Annotated in this window: 18 protein-coding genes; 9 read left to right on the top strand and 9 right to left on the bottom strand. The window is 69.8% G+C overall.

The genetic code is table 11. The features are described 5' to 3' along the window. The first annotated feature begins 308 nt into the window (after nt 1–308). Nucleotides 309–1787: a replicative DNA helicase gene (dnaB, locus tag ACLU3S_RS04500; protein ID WP_413950405.1), complete on the top strand. Its 1479-nt coding sequence runs from the start codon at nt 309–311 to the stop codon at nt 1785–1787. A 53-nt stretch (nt 1788–1840) separates the two neighbouring features. On the opposite strand, the gene ACLU3S_RS04495 is transcribed toward dnaB, so the two are convergent. After that, nucleotides 1841–2953: an FAD-dependent oxidoreductase gene (locus ACLU3S_RS04495; protein WP_413950404.1), complete on the bottom strand. Its 1113-nt coding sequence runs from the start codon at nt 2951–2953 to the stop codon at nt 1841–1843. Nucleotides 2954–3022: 69 nt separating this feature from the next. Here ACLU3S_RS04495 and ACLU3S_RS04490 point away from each other — a divergent pair, with 69 nt between their 5' ends. Both ACLU3S_RS04490 and ACLU3S_RS04485 read left to right on the top strand, forming a co-directional pair. Next, a complete protein-coding gene (locus ACLU3S_RS04490) occupies nt 3023–3703 on the top strand; it encodes a TetR/AcrR family transcriptional regulator (protein WP_413950403.1) in 681 nt (226 codons plus the stop codon). Nucleotides 3704–3771: 68 nt separating this feature from the next. Then, on the top strand, nt 3772–5157 hold the full coding sequence (locus ACLU3S_RS04485) for a serine hydrolase domain-containing protein (protein ID WP_413950402.1): 1386 nt from the start codon (nt 3772–3774) through the stop codon (nt 5155–5157). A 103-nt stretch (nt 5158–5260) separates the two neighbouring features. Here ACLU3S_RS04485 and ACLU3S_RS04480 read toward each other — a convergent pair whose 3' ends face one another. Together ACLU3S_RS04480 and ACLU3S_RS04475 are read right to left on the bottom strand one after the other, a co-directional pair. Continuing rightward, a complete protein-coding gene (locus ACLU3S_RS04480; protein WP_413950401.1) occupies nt 5261–5713 on the bottom strand; it encodes a GNAT family N-acetyltransferase in 453 nt (150 codons plus the stop codon). 9 nt (nt 5714–5722) lie between these two features. Continuing rightward, nucleotides 5723–6181 carry a MarR family winged helix-turn-helix transcriptional regulator gene (locus ACLU3S_RS04475; protein ID WP_413950400.1) on the bottom strand — a complete coding sequence of 153 codons (459 nt, stop codon included), beginning with the start codon at nt 6179–6181 and terminating at the stop codon, nt 5723–5725. Between the two features lie 140 nt (nt 6182–6321). On the opposite strand from ACLU3S_RS04475, the gene ACLU3S_RS04470 reads away from it, so the two are divergent. Further along, nucleotides 6322–7530, top strand: a complete 1209-nt coding sequence (locus tag ACLU3S_RS04470) for an MFS transporter (RefSeq protein ID WP_413950399.1) — start codon at nt 6322–6324, stop codon at nt 7528–7530. Between the two features lie 80 nt (nt 7531–7610). Continuing rightward, on the top strand, nt 7611–8030 hold the full coding sequence (locus ACLU3S_RS04465; RefSeq protein WP_413950398.1) for a GlcG/HbpS family heme-binding protein: 420 nt from the start codon (nt 7611–7613) through the stop codon (nt 8028–8030). A 71-nt stretch (nt 8031–8101) separates the two neighbouring features. Here the strand turns inward: ACLU3S_RS04465 and ACLU3S_RS04460 are convergent, their stop codons facing one another. The 6 genes from ACLU3S_RS04460 to ACLU3S_RS04435 all read right to left on the bottom strand — a co-directional run bounded on the left by ACLU3S_RS04460 (nt 8102) and on the right by ACLU3S_RS04435 (nt 12837). Further along, complete coding sequence (locus tag ACLU3S_RS04460; protein WP_413950397.1) at nt 8102–8968, bottom strand: GNAT family N-acetyltransferase; 867 nt, start codon at nt 8966–8968, stop codon at nt 8102–8104. A 154-nt stretch (nt 8969–9122) separates the two neighbouring features. Beyond that, a complete protein-coding gene (locus ACLU3S_RS04455) occupies nt 9123–9605 on the bottom strand; it encodes an NUDIX domain-containing protein (protein WP_413950396.1) in 483 nt (160 codons plus the stop codon). An 87-nt stretch (nt 9606–9692) separates the two neighbouring features. Continuing rightward, nucleotides 9693–10598 carry a LysR family transcriptional regulator gene (locus tag ACLU3S_RS04450; RefSeq protein ID WP_413950395.1) on the bottom strand — a complete coding sequence of 302 codons (906 nt, stop codon included), beginning with the start codon at nt 10596–10598 and terminating at the stop codon, nt 9693–9695. A gap of 217 nt (nt 10599–10815) precedes the next feature. Further along, the gene (locus ACLU3S_RS04445) at nt 10816–11964 is read right to left on the bottom strand and encodes a cystathionine gamma-lyase (protein WP_413950394.1); all 1149 of its coding nucleotides are present in this window, start codon (nt 11962–11964) and stop codon (nt 10816–10818) included. Next, nucleotides 11961–12452 carry a low molecular weight protein-tyrosine-phosphatase gene (locus tag ACLU3S_RS04440; protein WP_413950393.1) on the bottom strand — a complete coding sequence of 164 codons (492 nt, stop codon included), beginning with the start codon at nt 12450–12452 and terminating at the stop codon, nt 11961–11963. Before ACLU3S_RS04440 ends, ACLU3S_RS04445 begins: the two co-directional genes overlap by 4 nt. Nucleotides 12453–12459: 7 nt before the next feature. Next, nucleotides 12460–12837, bottom strand: coding sequence for a phage holin family protein (locus ACLU3S_RS04435; protein WP_413950392.1), 378 nt, complete (start codon nt 12835–12837; stop codon nt 12460–12462). A gap of 61 nt (nt 12838–12898) precedes the next feature. Here ACLU3S_RS04435 and ACLU3S_RS04430 point away from each other — a divergent pair, with 61 nt between their 5' ends. The 4 genes from ACLU3S_RS04430 to ACLU3S_RS04415 all read left to right on the top strand — a co-directional run bounded on the left by ACLU3S_RS04430 (nt 12899) and on the right by ACLU3S_RS04415 (nt 15181). Further along, nucleotides 12899–13216, top strand: a complete 318-nt coding sequence (locus ACLU3S_RS04430) for a cupin domain-containing protein (RefSeq protein WP_413950391.1) — start codon at nt 12899–12901, stop codon at nt 13214–13216. A gap of 132 nt (nt 13217–13348) precedes the next feature. Further along, entirely contained in the window at nt 13349–13561 is a 213-nt protein-coding gene (locus ACLU3S_RS04425; RefSeq protein ID WP_413950390.1) for a DUF5326 family protein, read from the top strand. A gap of 197 nt (nt 13562–13758) precedes the next feature. Further along, a complete protein-coding gene (locus tag ACLU3S_RS04420; RefSeq protein WP_413950389.1) occupies nt 13759–14643 on the top strand; it encodes an IclR family transcriptional regulator in 885 nt (294 codons plus the stop codon). A gap of 100 nt (nt 14644–14743) precedes the next feature. Beyond that, a complete protein-coding gene (locus ACLU3S_RS04415; protein WP_413950388.1) occupies nt 14744–15181 on the top strand; it encodes an SsgA family sporulation/cell division regulator in 438 nt (145 codons plus the stop codon). The last annotated feature ends 103 nt before the right edge of the window (nt 15182–15284 follow it).

Here is a 15284-nt window from a genome sequence, read left to right as displayed (position 1 = left end):
GAGGGTGGCGAAGGCTTGTTCACAGGACTGTCCACCGGGTCGTGCACAGGTTTCGGCGAGTTCTCCACAGCATCGGAGCGGTCGTCCACATGGCCTGTGGATAACCAGATTGGCTGACGGTGCCGGGGGGCCTACGGTTGTCCGGCGCCCGCTCCTTCCCTCGGCCCGGTGGTCATTCCCTCTGTAGCCCGGGAAACGGTACAAAACCGACGCACCAGAACCGGAGTTGGGTCTCTTAGTTGTCAGTGTCGTGCCGTACAAAAGAGGCCACGGCGAGGTCCGCCGTGCGGACGGGAGGAGGTGGCTCGGTGAGCATTTCCGAGCCCTTGGACGATCCGTGGGCGGACAGCGGGCCCAGTGATCGTCTGCCTGCCTCCCGTCGGCGCAGCGACGGTGGCGGGGGCCGTGACGAACAGCACGACCGGGGCCGGGAGAACGCGGTCTGGGACGGCTCGGGCGCTGCCTTCGAGCGGGTGCCGCCGCAGGACCTCGATGCCGAGCAGTCGGTATTGGGTGGCATGCTGCTGTCCAAGGACGCCATCGCCGACGTCGTGGAGATCCTCAAGGGCCACGACTTCTACAAGCCGGCACACGAGACGATCTTCCAGGCGATCCTGGACGTCTATGCCAAGGGCGAGCCGGCCGACCCGATCACCATCGCCGCCGAACTCACCAAGCGTGGCGAGATCAACAAGGTCGGTGGTGCCGCGTACCTGCACGGCCTGGTCCAGACCGTGCCGACGGCGGCCAACGCCGAGTACTACGCGGAGATCGTCCACGAGCGTGCCGTCCTGCGCCGCCTGGTCGAGGCCGGTACGCGGATCACCCAGATGGGATACGCGGCCGACGGAGACGTGGACGAGATCGTCAACCGCGCCCAGGCCGAGATCTACGCGGTCACCGAGCAGCGCACCAGCGAGGACTATCTGCCGCTCGGCGACATCATGGAGGGCGCGCTCGACGAGATCGAGGCCATCGGCTCCCGCAGCGGTGAGATGACGGGCGTGCCCACCGGGTTCACCGACTTCGACTCGCTCACGAACGGCCTGCATCCGGGCCAGATGATCGTCATCGCCGCCCGTCCGGCCATGGGCAAGTCGACGCTCGCCCTGGACTTCGCCCGGGCGGCGGCGATCAAGCACAACCTGCCGAGCGTCATCTTCTCGCTGGAGATGGGCCGCAACGAGATCGCGATGCGTCTGCTGTCCGCCGAGGCTCGGGTCGCCCTGCACCACATGCGGTCCGGCACCATGACCGACGAGGACTGGACCCGGCTCGCCCGCCGCATGCCGGACGTCTCGGCCGCCCCGCTCTACATCGACGACTCCCCGAACCTGTCGATGATGGAGATCCGGGCCAAGTGCCGCCGCCTGAAGCAGCGCAGCGACCTGAAGCTGGTCGTCATCGACTACCTCCAGCTGATGCAGTCCGGCGGCTCCAAGCGCGCCGAGAGCCGCCAGCAGGAGGTCTCGGACATGTCCCGTAACCTCAAGCTCCTCGCCAAGGAGCTGGAGATCCCGGTCATCGCCCTGTCCCAGCTCAACCGTGGCCCCGAGCAGCGCACCGACAAGAAGCCGATGGTCTCCGACCTGCGTGAGTCCGGCTCGATCGAGCAGGACGCCGACATGGTCATCCTGCTGCACCGCGAGGACGCGTACGAGAAGGAGTCCCCGCGCGCGGGCGAGGCCGACCTGATCGTGGCCAAGCACCGAAACGGCCCGACGGCCACGATCACGGTCGCCTTCCAGGGTCACTACTCGCGGTTCGTGGACATGGCCCAGATCTGATCCAGCCGGGCGTGAACGGCGCCCGTGCGGGCGGGTGTCCAGGGCGGCGGCGTTCAGCCGGGCTGGAAGAACGCGAGCATTTTCCGGCCGGCGTCCGGCGACGTCAGGATGTCGTGGATGAGCGCGGACTGCCGGCCGGCGGCGCTGGTGCGTGCGAACATCTCGCGTTCGTATTCCCTGACGGCGGCGGGAAGGCCGTCCGGGTGCGTGGCCAGCGCAAGGCCGAGCAGCGCGCCGTCGAGCAGCGCCATGTTGGCGCCCTGTCCCACCGGCGGCATCAGGTGCGCGGCATCGCCCAGCAGCGTGACGTCTGATGACGGCGGCCAGGTCAGGCCCACCGGGAGAGCGGTGATCGACCGCGGCAGGATCGTGTCGTCGCAGGCGGCGATCAGTGCGGTGAACCGTGCGTCCCAGCCGGTGAACAACTCGATCAGCCGCGCCCGGGCGGCGGTCGGGTCGTCGAAGGGGATTCCACTGGTGGTGAACCAGTCCTCGGCGGTGTAGAAGCTGAGGTAGATGCGTACGCGGCCGTCGCCGTTGCGCTGCGCCGACAGGGACCGTCCGTCGCCGAGCACCCAGTAGTTTCCTCGTCCGACCATCTTCGCGAGGTCGGGGTGGGTGCGGTCGATGTCGGAGATACCGAGCTCGACGAGGTTGTGGCCGGTGTGCGCCGGGCGGGCGTCGGTGAGAAGCGCCCGGACCCGGGAGTTCGCGCCGTCGGCGCCGACCAGCAGGTGATGGGTCGCGCTGCTGCCGTCGGTGAAGTGCAGCAGGCCGTGCTCGGCGTATTCGACCGCGTGCCCCCAGCGCACCGTGTGTTCGGGGAGGGAGTCCAGCAGCAGGTTGCGCAGATCGGCGCGGTCGACCTCGGGTCGTTCGAGCGGGGCGTCGTCGGGTGTGTCCTCCTGGAGCAGCAGGGTGCCGTCCGGCTCGAGAAGCCGCAGGTCCTGGCCCTCGCGACGGGCGATCGCCCAGAACTGGTCGATCAGACCGGCCTCGCGCAGCGCGCGCTGCCCGGTCCCGGAGTGGAGGTCGAGCATGCCGCCCTGACCGCGCGCGTCGCGTGACGGTTCGCGCTCGTACACGACGGCGTCGATGCCGTTCACCCGGAGCACACGCGCGAGAGCCAGGCCCCCGAGGCCGGCTCCGACGATGGCGATGGTCATGGTCGCCTCCTTCGATACACCGTATGGGTCGATACACTGTATTGATCAATGCGTTGTATCGTAAGTGGCATGTTGGTGTGGGAGAGGCCGGAGCCACCGAATCGACCCGTGCCCGCCCCGCTGAGCCGGGAGCGGATCGTTCGAGCGGCCATCCAACTGGCCGACGCGGGTGGCCTGGACGCGGTGTCGCTGCGCAAGGTCGCCACCGCACTCGACGTCCGTCCGATGCGGCTCTACGGCTACATCGCCAGTAAGGACGAGTTGCTCGACCTCATGGTCGACGCCGTCCACGCCGAGATCCGGCCGGTCGGAGACGGCTGGCGTGAGGTGCTGCGGTCGCTTGCCGAAGCCACTCGGCACGCCGCTCACGAGCACGAATGGCTCGCCGATCTCCTGGGAGGCCGACCCCAGCTCGGGCCGCACGCGCTGGCCGGCGGGGAGACCGTGGTGGCCGCACTGGGCGGCGTCGACGTGGACGCCATCATGCCGGTGGTCGCCGCCGTCAACGCGTATGTGATCGGCGCGGTGCGCAGGGAGATCGCCGAGCGACGTGCGGAGCGGGCCACCGGGATGGACGAGAAGCGCTGGCAGGCCTCGCTCGGGCCCTATCTGGAGCGGGCCTTCGCGACCGGTCGGTTCCCGGTGCTGGCCAGGGTGGTGTGCGATGCCGCCCACCTGGACGCCGACGACACCTTCCGGACCGGCCTCGACTTCCTGCTCGACGGCATCGAAGCCCGCATCTCACGGTGACGCGCTGTCGCGGGACCGGGGACGGGAATTGATTCGACGTGCGGCGCCGCAGCGACTGGACTGGGACCATGACAACAGCTCAGGAACCGCTGCTCCCCGGAACACAGCGCGCCTTGCTGCACCGGATCGCCGTCGCACAGGCCGAAGGGCGGGCGCCGTCGCTGGCCGCCGCCGTCGTGCGTGGCGGGCGGACCGTGTGGCACGGGGCACGGACCTCGGTGGAGGGACATGCGCCCGATGAGAACGTGCAGTACCGGATCGGCTCCATTACCAAGACCTTCACCGCCGTCCTGGTGATGCGGTTGCGCGACGAGGGCGTGCTCGATCTGGGTGATCCGCTGGACACGTATCTGCCGGGCACCGGCGTGGGGGAGGCGACGATCGCCGAACTCCTCGCGCACACCGCCGGGTTGGCTGCCGAGTCGCCCGCGCCCTGGTGGGAACGGACCCCGGGATCGCTGCGACCGGAGCTCAGGGATGTACTCGGTGAGCAGCCCCGCCTGCACCCCGTCGGCCGGCGGCACCACTACTCCAACACCGGCTACACGCTGCTCGGTGCGCTGGTGGAGGAAGTGCGCGGTGCTCCGTGGGAGGAGGTGCTGCGCCGCGAGATCCTCGAGCCGCTCGGCCTGAACCGTACGAGCGCCCAGCCACAGCCTCCGCACGCGGGCGGGTGGGCGGTGCACCCGTGGGCCGACGCGTTGATGCCGGAGCCGGTGGAGGACCTCGGCCGGATGGCGCCTGCCGGCCAGCTGTGGTCGACCACAGGCGACCTGGCGCGGTTCGCGGTGTTCCTGGCCCGGGGAGACGAGCGGGTACTGAGCGCGGAGTCGGTTCGGGAGATGCGGACGCCGGCGGCGCCCATGGAGGCAGCCGACGTGGTGGACGGGGCCGGCTACGGGCTCGGCATGCAGATCCAGACCCGCGACGGGCGGCTTCTGGTCGGCCACTCCGGCTCGCTCCCCGGCTTCCTGGCGAACCTCACCATCAGCGTGGAGGACGACGTGGCGGCGGTGGTGCTCGCCAACTGCACCAGCGGACCGTTGCTGGGCGCGGTCGGTGCGGACCTCGTCCGGATCGTCGCCGAGGCGGAACCGCGTATCCCCGAGCCGTGGCGCCCCCTGCCGGAGGTCGATCGGGCCGTCCTGGAGTTGGCGGGCCAGTGGTACTGGGGGACCCAGGCCTTCGCTCTGCGGGTGACGGCCGACGGCCTGGTCGCCCTGGCTCCGTTGACCGGTGGCGGTCGCCGGTCCCGCTTGCGATCGAACGGCGACGGCACCTGGACGGGCCTTGAGGGGTACTTCGCCGGAGAGTTGCTGCGGCCCGTACGGAGGCCGGACGGCTCCCTGAGCCATCTCGACCTCGGTTCCTTCGTGTTCACCCGCCAGCCGTACGACAGCGAGGCCCCGGTGCCCGGTGGAGTGGACCCGGAGGGCTGGCGGGGCATCGGCTAACCCGCCTGTGCCCTCACCGATGAAGAAGAGTGGCCTGTTTCACGTGAAACAGGCCACTCGGTCGTCTCGGGCTCGGCCAGATCCGTGGGGCATCGCATGGACCTCAGAGCTTCATCTTGAAGCCCTCGTGGGAGGCCGTGAACCCGAGCCGCTCGTAGAAGCGATGGGCGTCGGTGCGTGACTTGTCCGACGTCAGCTGCACCATCCGGCAGCCGAGCCGCCGGGCGGTGTCGATCGCCCACTCGATGAGCAGACTGCCCAGTCCGCTGCCGCGTTCGTCGGAGTCGATGCGGACGGCCTCGATGAGTGCACGGGTCGCACCCCGGTGGGAGAGTCCCGGGATGGTCGTGAGCTGGAGGGTTCCGATCACGCGGCCCGCACGCACGGCGACGACGAGGTGCTGGTTGGGATCCGCGTCCAGGCGTTCCAGGGCCACCCGGTACGGGGCCAGGTCGTCGGGTGACTCCCGCTGGGCGCCCAGCGGATCGTCGGCGAGCATCGCGACGATCGCCGGCAGGTCGTCGGCGTTCGCCTCCCGTATCTCAAGATCTTCCATGCCCGCACCCTACGCGGGGACGCTCAGGGACTCCACGACCCGTACCAGGGGGGCCAGTTCGGGGTTCTTGGAGGCCTCGTCGAGGGCCTCGCGCAGGGCCGCGTCATTGGTGGGCCGTGCCTCTTCCAGCAGACGCAGTCCCGCCTCGGTGACGTTGGTGTAGATGCCGCGCCGATCGGTGGGGCACAGGTAGCGCTCCAGCAGGCCGCGGTCCTCCAGGCGGGTGACCAGGCGCGTGGTGGCGCTCTGGCTGAGGACGACCGCGTCGGCGACCTGCTTCATCTGCAGATGCCCGCCGTCGCCGTCGTGCTGCCGGCTCAGCACATCGAGCAGGGAATACTCCCGCACGCTCAGGTCGTGCTTGGCCTGCAGGGCGCGCTCGATGTGCGCCTCGATCCTCCCGTGCAGCGCAGAGAGAGCACACCAGCCCTGGGCGAGGGCGGTGAGTGCAGGGTCCGTCGCTGTCATTGCGTTTTCCTCCGTCCGGAGCGGCTGCATCAAGCGTAGAGCACTTCCGCGATAGTCCGCTCTTGCAGGTATCCCGCGTATGCAATTATTGTGGGCGAACGCAAAGCGCTCATGCAATCGTCTGGGAAGGTGTACCCCACATGCCTCTCGCGCTTCTGGCCCTCGCGATCGGGGCCTTCGGAATCGGCACGACCGAGTTCGTGATCATGGGCCTGCTGCCCGAGGTCGCGGGCGACTTCGGGGTCTCCATCCCCACGGCGGGCCTGCTCGTGACCGGCTATGCCCTCGGCGTGGTCGTCGGCGCTCCGCTGATGACCGTGCTCGGCACCAGGATGTCGCGCAAGCGGATGCTGATGCTGCTGATGGGCCTGTTCATCGCCGGGAACCTGCTCTCGGCAGTGGCTCCCGCCTTCGCGATCATGCTGATCGGACGGGTCATCGCCTCGCTCGCCCACGGAGCCTTCTTCGGCATCGGCTCGGTCGTCGCGGCGGAGCTGGTCGCGCCCGACAAGAAGGCCGGCGCCATCGCCATGATGTTCACCGGTCTGACCGTCGCCAATGTCGTCGGCGTCCCGTTGGGCACGTTGATCGGCCAGCACGTCGGCTGGCGCATCACCTTCGGGATCGTTGCCGCGCTCGGCGTCGTGGGCCTTGCCGGCATCGCGAAGCTGGTGCCCGAGCTGCCGCGACCCGAGGGCGTGCATCTCCGGCACGAGCTGGCCGCCTTCAAGAACGCACAGGTGCTGCTCGCCATGGCGATGACGGTCCTCGGCTTCGGCGGTGTCTTCGCGGCCATCACCTACATCGCGCCGATGATGACCCACATCGCGGGCTTTGCCGACGGCTCGGTCACCTGGCTGCTGGTCCTGTTCGGCCTCGGCATGGTCGGCGGCAACCTTGTGGGCGGCCGGTTCGCCGACCGGGCCCTGATGCCGATGCTGTACGTCTCCCTGGGCGCCCTGGCCGTCGTCCTGGCCCTCTTCACGCTCACCGCCCACGACAAGATCGCGGCTGCTGTGACCATCGGCCTGATCGGCGCCCTCGGCTTCGCCACGGTTCCGCCGTTGCAGAAGCGCGTCCTCGACCAGGCGCACGGCGCACCGACACTCGCGTCGGCCGTGAACATCGGCGCCTTCAACCTCGGCAACGCCCTCTCCGCCTGGCTGGGCGGCCTGGTGATCTCGGCCGGCTTCGGCTACACGGCCCCCAACTGGGTCGGTGCCGCCCTGGCCGCTGCCGCCCTGATCCTCGCCGTCCTCTCGGCCGTCCTGGAGCGCCGCGAGGGCGCACACAGCCCCGTGGTCGCCTCCGGCACGCCCGCGGACCGTCGGACGGCCGTCCGCCACTGAGTAACCGCCTCCACGCAATGTGCCCCCGGAACCCGGACACGGCACCACCTCACCACCGCAACACCCAAGGAGAAACCTCCATGAGCATCACCGCCGTCGCCCCCCTCACCATCGAGGACGCCGAACTACTCGTCGCCACGGCCCGGCGTGCGGCAGAGGAGGCGGGAGTCACCGTCAGCGTCACCGTCCTCGACGCCGGCGGCCACCTGCTCGCCTTCCGCCGGGACGACCGGGCGGTGCTGATCTCCGGTGAGACCAGCACCCGCAAGGCCTATACGGCGCTGCAGCTGAACACGCCCACGGTCGAACTGGTCGATGCCGTTCAGCCGGGCGGGCTCTTCCACACGCTGCCCACGGCCCTCGACCGGCCCCTTCTCTTCATCGCAGGCGGTCTCCCCGTCCACCGTGACGGACGGCTGATCGGCGCGATCGGCGTCGGCGGCGGAGCGCCGGAGCAGGACCACGGCTTCGCCGCCGCGGCCGTGCAGGCACTCGCCTGAGCACACGGCCCCGGACCGACAGGCCGGCCCCGCTACTCGCAGCAGCGGGGCCGGCCTCGTCGTAGGGCGTCTCAGCCGGCGGCGACCGTGAGGGGGGCGAACCTCCGTGTCCAGTCGCCGGGAAGGTCCGTGATGCCGTACGTCATGACCGCGCTGAACACCACGGAGGCCAGGCCCCGGTCCTTGAGCCAAGCCCGCAGCTCCTCGTGACGCACGTCGATGTCGGTGCGCAGCGGACGGTCCGTACCGGCCGCCAGCGAGGCGATGAGCGCCTTGGCCGTCTCCGTGTCCCGGGCGATCAGCGGGCCGACGACCTGGGTGTCCATGTTGGGCCATGCGGCCGCATAGCCGATGATCCGGCCGTCCTCCTCGGCCACCCGTAGCTGGTCGGCGAAGGCGGGCACCCGTGCGATGAGGTGCGTGCGGTCGGCACCGAACACCTCCTCGTCGAGCCGCAGGATCGAGGGGAGGTCCTCCGCGGTGGCTGCGCGCGTCAGCATTCGGGGCTCTGTCCCCTCGGGGATGAAGCGGCCCGTGAGCATCTCGGCCCGCCCCGTCACCTTGAAGCCCAGCTCCTCGTAGAGGGGACGGCCGTAGGGGGTGGCGTACAGGGTGAGCGGTGTGGTCGCCGTGGCCGACACGACATGCCGCATCAAGTGGCGCCCGATGCCATGACGCGCGTGGCGTTGGGCCACCAGAACCATGCCGATGGCACCGAGATCCGGTCGCTGCGGCGAGCCGTACTCCGTGACGACGCATGCGGCGACGAGACCACCCTCCGGGTCGTCGATGCCGAAGCCCTTCCCGGCCGTGAGAAGGAAGCCCCACTTGTGTTCCTCGCGTGGCCACCCCCGATCCTCGGACAAGTCGGCGCAGGCGGTGAGATCGCGCAGCGACAGACGGCGAATGGGCAGAGCGGCGAGGGATGGAGTTGGCACGCAGGTCAGGCTGGCCGAAGGACACCCCCTACGTCCACCCGTTTCGTCGCATACGCAGGCGCTTTTGGTCATGTCATGGGCGTTGGCACAGCCTGTGGACAGCCATGAGCGTTTCACGTGAAACGTCGCCGGCTTGCGCCGGTACCTGTCGGCGCTACCCCAGGTCGGGTGCGTGCATGGCGCGGACGCCTTCGATGTTGCCATCCAGATAGTGGCGCAGCGACAGCGGGACCAGGTGGACGGATGCGATGCCGACACGGGTGAACGGGATGCGCACGATCTCGTACTCACCGGCCGGCTCATCCACTTCCGGTCCGTGCCGCAGGGACGGGTCCATGGACTCCAGTCGGCAGACGAAGAAGTGCTGCACCTTGACGCCGGTTGCGCCGCCGTCCTCACCGATGTGCTCCACGGTGTCCACGAAGCACGGCACCACATCGGTGATTTTGGCGCCGAGTTCCTCGTACACCTCCCGGTGCAAGGCATCCACGACGGTTGGGTCTTCGGGTTCGACGCCGCCACCTGGGGTGACCCAGTAGGGATCGACACCGGGCTTGGTGCGCTTGATCAGGATCAGGTCGTCACCGTCCAGGAGAACGGCGCGGGCGGTGCGCTTGACCACGGGTCGGACGGTCATGGGAGAAATGTGGCCCGGCTGGTTCCACGTGAAACATCGCAAGGCGCCACCGCTCGACCACAGTCCGTGCACGACCTTGTTCAGGGGTCAGCACCAGGAGGCGGCCGCCCGAAGGAGCCACTCGTGCGCCCGCGCGACAGGGGGCATGGCGAGCGTGCCCGTGCGCACCACCAGGAAGTACGTCCGCAGCGGCGGCACCGCCGGCTCGTGCAGGGCCACGACGGCGCCACGGTCGAGGGCATGGGCGCAGAGATAGCGGGGCAGTACCGCGAGGCCGGCCCCCGCGACGGCGCAGGCGAGGACGGCCCGTAGATCGGGGACGACGACCGTGCCCGAGGCGGCCGGGCGCGAGTCGAAGACCGAGCCCCAGTAGCGGGAGACGAAGGGCAGGGACTCATGGACCTCGACGACGGGCAGATTCTCGAGTGTCGGTGCCCCCTTCAGCCGCAGTGCCTCCGCGTCGATCCGGTCGGCCCAGCGGGGAGCGGCGACCAGCACGTGCTCCTCGTCGCACAGCGGAGTCGCGGTGAGCAGGGCGCCGCGCGGCCGGGCCGTACTGATGGCGAGATCGTGATGTCCGGCGGCCAGCCCCTCGAGCGCCTCCTCCGCGGTGCCGAAGGAGGCGCGCAGCGCGAAGCCCTGGCCGTCGTCCCCCGTCAGTTCCGTGAGGGCGGGCAGGGCGCGCTCGGCGGTGAACTCGGGCGGCCCGGCGAGATGCAGCGTCCGTAACGAGGACTCGTCGTCCAGGCCGCTCTGGGCTATTTCCATCAGCGCGTCGAGGTGGGGCGCTGCCTTGTGCGCGAGCTCGTCCCCGATGGTCGTCGGGGTGACTCCGCGGGCCTGGCGCAGGAAGAGGGGCTTGCCCAGCTGGCGTTCCAGGGAGCGAATCTGCGAGGTGACGGCGGGCTGGGAGAGGCCGAGCAGCGCCGCGGCCCGGGTGAAGGAACCGGCCCGGTGCACGGTGACGAAGGTGCGCAGCAAGGCCAGATCCATGGCATGCCCTCCCCTGTCTCTGCACTCATCCGGCCTCAGGCAGGCACCAACTATAAATAAGTCGATAGGTCCCTGTCGCTAGCGTGATTGGACACTGACACAGAGTCAACTAGCCTTGGTCGCGCGGTTCTTCGCGCGCGGAACCGCAGACGGTCCGAGCCACGAGGGGGGAGGCTCGGACCGTCCCGCGACCTCGGGCGCCGGAGGCGCCCCCTGGTCACCCGGCGGACTCGTCCAAGGCGCGCAGGATGTCCGCCACCAGGTCCTCGGGGTCCTCGGCGCCGACGGACATACGGATGAAGCCCTCCGGAACCGCGTCCCCGCCCCAGCGGCCACGGCGCTCGGCCGTGGAGCGCACCCCGCCGAAGCTCGTCGCGTCCTCCACCAGGCGCAGAGCGTCGAGGAACCGTTCGGCACGCGCGCGCGTGGGCAGCGTGAACGAGACGACGCAGCCGTAGCGGCGCATCTGCTGGGACGCGATCTTGTGCGACGGATCGTCGGGCAGACCCGGATAACGCAGCCCCGACACCTCCGGCCGCTGCCGCAGTGCCTCGGCGACGGTGAGGGCGGTGGCGTTCTGCCGTTCGACGCGCAGCTGGAGCGTGGCGATGGACCGGTGGGCGAGCCAGGCCTCCATGGGTCCGGAGATCGCCCCCACGATCTTGCGCCAGCGGCGTACGGCGGCCATCGCCTCGGCGTCGCGGCCGGCGACGTAGCCCAGCAGCAGGTCGCCGTGCCCGGTGAGCTGCTTGGTGCCGCTGGCCACGGAGAAGTCGGCCCCCAGCTCCAGCGGGCGCTGCCCGAGCGGGGTGGCGAGGGTGTTGTCGACGGCCACCAGGGTGCCCTGCGCGTGTGCCGCCGCCACCAGACGCCGGATGTCGCACACGTCGAGCCCCGGGTTCGACGGGGACTCGAGCCACAGCAGCCGGGCGCCGTCGAGGACCTCCAGCTGGGCGTCCCCACCGGTGGGCGCGGTGCGCACCTCGACGCCGTACGCCTCGAGCTGGTCCCGGACCAGCGGCAGCGCCTGGTAGCCGTCGGACGGCAGCACGACCGCGTCCCCGGCCCGCAGCTGGGAGAACAGCACGGCCGAGATCGCGGCCATGCCGGAGGCGAACACCAGCGTCTCGACGTCCGCGCGCCCTGGCGCCTCCAGTTCGCCGATGGCCCCCTCCAGCAGGGTCCACGTGGGGTTGTTGTCGCGGCCGTAGGAGTACGGCCCCGTCACCTCGCCCGGCAGATGGAAGTGCGCGGCGAAGACGGGTCCGGGCAGGGTGGGCTCGTGCTTGACCGGCTCCGGCAGTCCCGCCCGCACCGCGCGCGTGCCCTCACCGGTGCGGCCCTCGTCCTTGGTGCCCTCGTTCATGCGGCCCGTCCCTCCAGATGCGCCCGTACGGCGGCGAGCAGACCTGTGCTCGCCTCCTCCACCATCTCAAGACACTCCTCGAAGTCGTCCAGGCCCCCGTAGTAGGGGTCCGGTACGTCGAGGTCGTCGGCGGCCGTCTGCGCGTACGAGCGCAGCAGCCGGACCTTGCGTGCGTCCCCCTCCGTGGGCGCCAGGCGGCGCAGGGCCTTGAGATGGCCGGTGTCGAGGGCGATCACGAGGTCCAGACGGGCGAACCAGGACGGCTGGAACTGGCGTGCGATGTGATCGGACTCGTAGCCGTGATCCTGCAGTACGGCAACGGTGCGCGGGTCGGCGCCCTCGCCCTCGTGCCAGCCACCGGTGCCGGCGCTGTCGGCCGCCACCCGGTCCTCCAGGCCGGCCTCAGCCACCCGCGCGCGGAAGACGGACTCGGCCATGGGCGAGCGGCAGATGTTGCCGGTGCACACGAAACAGACGCGGTAGGTCATGGCGCGCTCAGTCCTCGTCGGGCAGGACGATGTGCAGGGCCCAGGACACGATCGAGACGATCAGGCCGCCGAGGACGGCCGTCCAGAAGCCCTCCACATGGAAGCTCAGGTCGAGCTTGCCGCACACCCACGAGGTCAGCAGCAGCATCAGCGCGTTGACGACGAGGGTGATCAGGCCCAGGGTCAGGATGAACAACGGGAAGGTGAGCACCTTCAGGATCGGCTTGACCAGCCAGTTCACCAGCCCGAAGATCAGGGCGACGACGATCAGCGTGCCGGCCTTCCTGGCCGTGCTGTCACCGGTCAGGGTGATCTTGTCGAGCAGCCACACGGCGACCGCCAGTGCGCCCGCGTTGGCGATCGTCTTGACTACGAAATTCTTCATGTGTCTGATCGTGGCAGACGGGATCGGAAGCGACTGCAGTGAGGCGAGGGCGGCAACGGCGATGAAGGCATTCCGGCTGGACGAACTGGAGGCGGAGCGGGCCGCGAACGAGGGTGCCTACCTTCAGTTCCTGCGGGAGCGGAACATGTCCGTCGGCCTGTACGCCCTCAACGCGGGCGAGCACGACCCGCAGAAGCCGCACAAGCAGGACGAGGTGTACCTCGTCGTCAGCGGCCGGGCGTCGATCACGGTCGGCATGGAGACGACCGAGGTGGCGCGGGGCAGTGTGGTGTACGTGCCCGCCGGGGTCGCGCACAAGTTCCACCACATCAGCGAGGACCTGAGGGTTGTCGTCGTCTTCTCTCCGCCCGAGGCGTGAGCCCGTACCCCGGGTTCCCTAGGGGACGGCTCAGGGGAGGACAAGGGCCGGGAGACGCCCGCGGCACCCCTTGGCGGCCCTAGCATCGAGTGCAGAACATCGACAGCGCACGAGACGAGAAGGACGAGGGCGATGCGAGAGATCTTCGCGGGACTGCCGTGGTGGGTGAAGTGGGTCGCGGTGCCGGTCATCGCCCTGGTCGTGTTCGGCGGCCTGATAGCGACGGTGATCGGGTTCGTGATCGGCCTGCTGTTCAAGGCGCTGGTCTTCGTGGCCCTGGTCGGCGGACTGATCTACATCGTGCGCAAGTTCATGTCGAGTTCCTCGTCGCGCGGCGACTGGTGAGCATCGCGGGAGCCGGTCACCGGTGAGGGGCCACCGGTTCCCTCGGGGGAGGGAAGTTTCCCCGCGGGGCCGTCTGCACGCGGTGGCGGGCGGTTAGAGTCCGGAACCCCCCACGGGTCCCGCCCCGTGGGAGGCGCAGACCCCCTCCGTGCTCTTTGCCCCCGCACGGGCTGCCCCTCGCGCTTCGGGAGTACCCCTTGGCCACGGTCGACACCGCACCCGCAGAACCCCACGCACCTCCCAGCCTGCCTCGTCCCTGCGCACCCCCCGCCCAGCGGGCGCCCACCGTGACCGTCCCGGGCCGACCGCACCCCGGCGCCGCGGGGTCGTCGGCCGCCGTGACCCTCATCGGCTCCGTGCAGCGCGCCATGCGCCTGCTGGAGACCGTCGCCGCCCGTCCGTACGGCGCTCCCGCCAAACAACTCGCCCGCGAGACCGGCCTGGCCCTGCCCACGGCGTACCACCTGCTGCGCACGCTGGTGCACGAGGGCTATCTGCGCCGTGAGAAAGGGCTGTTCTTCCTCGGTGAGGCCGCCGAGCGACTGGGCAGCAGCGGGGCACAGCAGAAACGTCGCAGCACGGTGGCGGACACGCTCGCGCACTGGCGTGATTCCATCGGTGTCCCGATGTACTACGCGGCGTACCGCGACGGGGAGATCGAGGTCCTGTGCGTCTCCGACTCCCGCGAGGCCCCGGCGGTCGAGGAGTGGGCCGGCTTCCGGGAGACCGGTCACGCGCACGCCATCGGCCAGTGCCTGCTCTCCCAGCTGGACGAGGACGCCCGGCGCGACCATCTCGCCCGCCACCCCGTGCAGGCCATCACGCCGTACACCGTGCGGGACAACGACGCCCTGCTGCGGCGGCTGGCGCGGACACGGCGCATGGAGCCGGTGGTGGAACGTCAGGAGTACGCGCTCGGCACGGTCTGCGCAGCCGTTCCGATCACGGTCGGCACCACCGCGGCCACCGTGGCCATTTCGCTGCCCGCCCACCAGGCCGACCGGCTGTTGCCCGCGGCCCACCGGTTGCAGGCGGAGATCGGGCGCCACATCGGCTCCCTGACGCTCTCTATCAGTATCTGAAAACTCACTCCTTGTGATCTGCTGTGTACGTTCAGCAAGATTTGACCCACGGTCATAGGGATCAGTCCCGGCCAGTCGACGTCATACGACGGGGTAGGCGATGCGAGAGTCCGTACAGGCAGAGGTCATGATGAGCTTTCTCGTCTCGGAGGAGCTCTCCTTCCGCATTCCGGTGGAGCTGCGCTACGAGACAGGTGATCCCTATGCCGTGCGGCTCACCTTCCATCTGCCCGGTGACGCCCCGGTCACCTGGGTCTTCGGGCGCGAACTGCTCATCGACGGGGTCGGGCGCCCGTGCGGGGAGGGGGATGTGCGCATCGCACCGGTCGATACCGAGGTGCTGGGTGAGGTGCTGATCCGGCTTCAGGTCGGCAGCGATTACGCCCTGTTCCGCTCGTCGACGCCGCCGCTCGTGGCCTTCCTCGATCGTACGGACAAGCTGGTGCCGCTCGGCCAGGAAGGCGCCCTGGCCGATTTCGACGCCCATCTCGAGGAAGCCCTGGACCGCATCCTCGCCGAGGAGCAGAGCGCCGGCTGAGCGGTCGCGGTCCGGGCGACGGACGCTGTGCCGTGCCGTACGGAACTGTGCAGGAACGCTTCTGCGCGGGGAACCGGAAGTCCAGGAATCGGTGCTTGCGGGC

The organism is Streptomyces sp. AF1A (genome assembly GCF_047340315.1).
GTDB lineage: Bacteria > Actinomycetota > Actinomycetes > Streptomycetales > Streptomycetaceae > Streptomyces.
This window is presented reverse-complemented; position numbering and strand designations above follow the sequence as displayed.

Excerpts from the sequence above, each read along its gene's own strand:
- ACLU3S_RS04440 (WP_413950393.1), bottom strand. The coding sequence starts at position 12,452 with ATGACCTACCGCGTCTGTTTCGTGTGCACCGGCAACATCTGCCGCTCG.
- ACLU3S_RS04490 (WP_413950403.1), top strand. The coding sequence starts at position 3,023 with ATGTTGGTGTGGGAGAGGCCGGAGCCACCGAATCGACCCGTGCCCGCC.
- ACLU3S_RS04485 (WP_413950402.1), top strand. The coding sequence starts at position 3,772 with ATGACAACAGCTCAGGAACCGCTGCTCCCCGGAACACAGCGCGCCTTG.
- ACLU3S_RS04450 (WP_413950395.1), bottom strand. The coding sequence starts at position 10,598 with ATGGATCTGGCCTTGCTGCGCACCTTCGTCACCGTGCACCGGGCCGGT.
- ACLU3S_RS04465 (WP_413950398.1), top strand. The coding sequence starts at position 7,611 with ATGAGCATCACCGCCGTCGCCCCCCTCACCATCGAGGACGCCGAACTA.
- ACLU3S_RS04435 (WP_413950392.1), bottom strand. The coding sequence starts at position 12,837 with ATGAAGAATTTCGTAGTCAAGACGATCGCCAACGCGGGCGCACTGGCG.
- ACLU3S_RS04415 (WP_413950388.1), top strand. The coding sequence starts at position 14,744 with ATGCGAGAGTCCGTACAGGCAGAGGTCATGATGAGCTTTCTCGTCTCG.
- ACLU3S_RS04470 (WP_413950399.1), top strand. The coding sequence starts at position 6,322 with ATGCCTCTCGCGCTTCTGGCCCTCGCGATCGGGGCCTTCGGAATCGGC.
- ACLU3S_RS04445 (WP_413950394.1), bottom strand. The coding sequence starts at position 11,964 with ATGAACGAGGGCACCAAGGACGAGGGCCGCACCGGTGAGGGCACGCGC.
- ACLU3S_RS04430 (WP_413950391.1), top strand. The coding sequence starts at position 12,899 with ATGAAGGCATTCCGGCTGGACGAACTGGAGGCGGAGCGGGCCGCGAAC.
- ACLU3S_RS04495 (WP_413950404.1), bottom strand. The coding sequence starts at position 2,953 with ATGACCATCGCCATCGTCGGAGCCGGCCTCGGGGGCCTGGCTCTCGCG.
- ACLU3S_RS04475 (WP_413950400.1), bottom strand. The coding sequence starts at position 6,181 with ATGACAGCGACGGACCCTGCACTCACCGCCCTCGCCCAGGGCTGGTGT.
- ACLU3S_RS04455 (WP_413950396.1), bottom strand. The coding sequence starts at position 9,605 with ATGACCGTCCGACCCGTGGTCAAGCGCACCGCCCGCGCCGTTCTCCTG.
- ACLU3S_RS04425 (WP_413950390.1), top strand. The coding sequence starts at position 13,349 with ATGCGAGAGATCTTCGCGGGACTGCCGTGGTGGGTGAAGTGGGTCGCG.
- ACLU3S_RS04480 (WP_413950401.1), bottom strand. The coding sequence starts at position 5,713 with ATGGAAGATCTTGAGATACGGGAGGCGAACGCCGACGACCTGCCGGCG.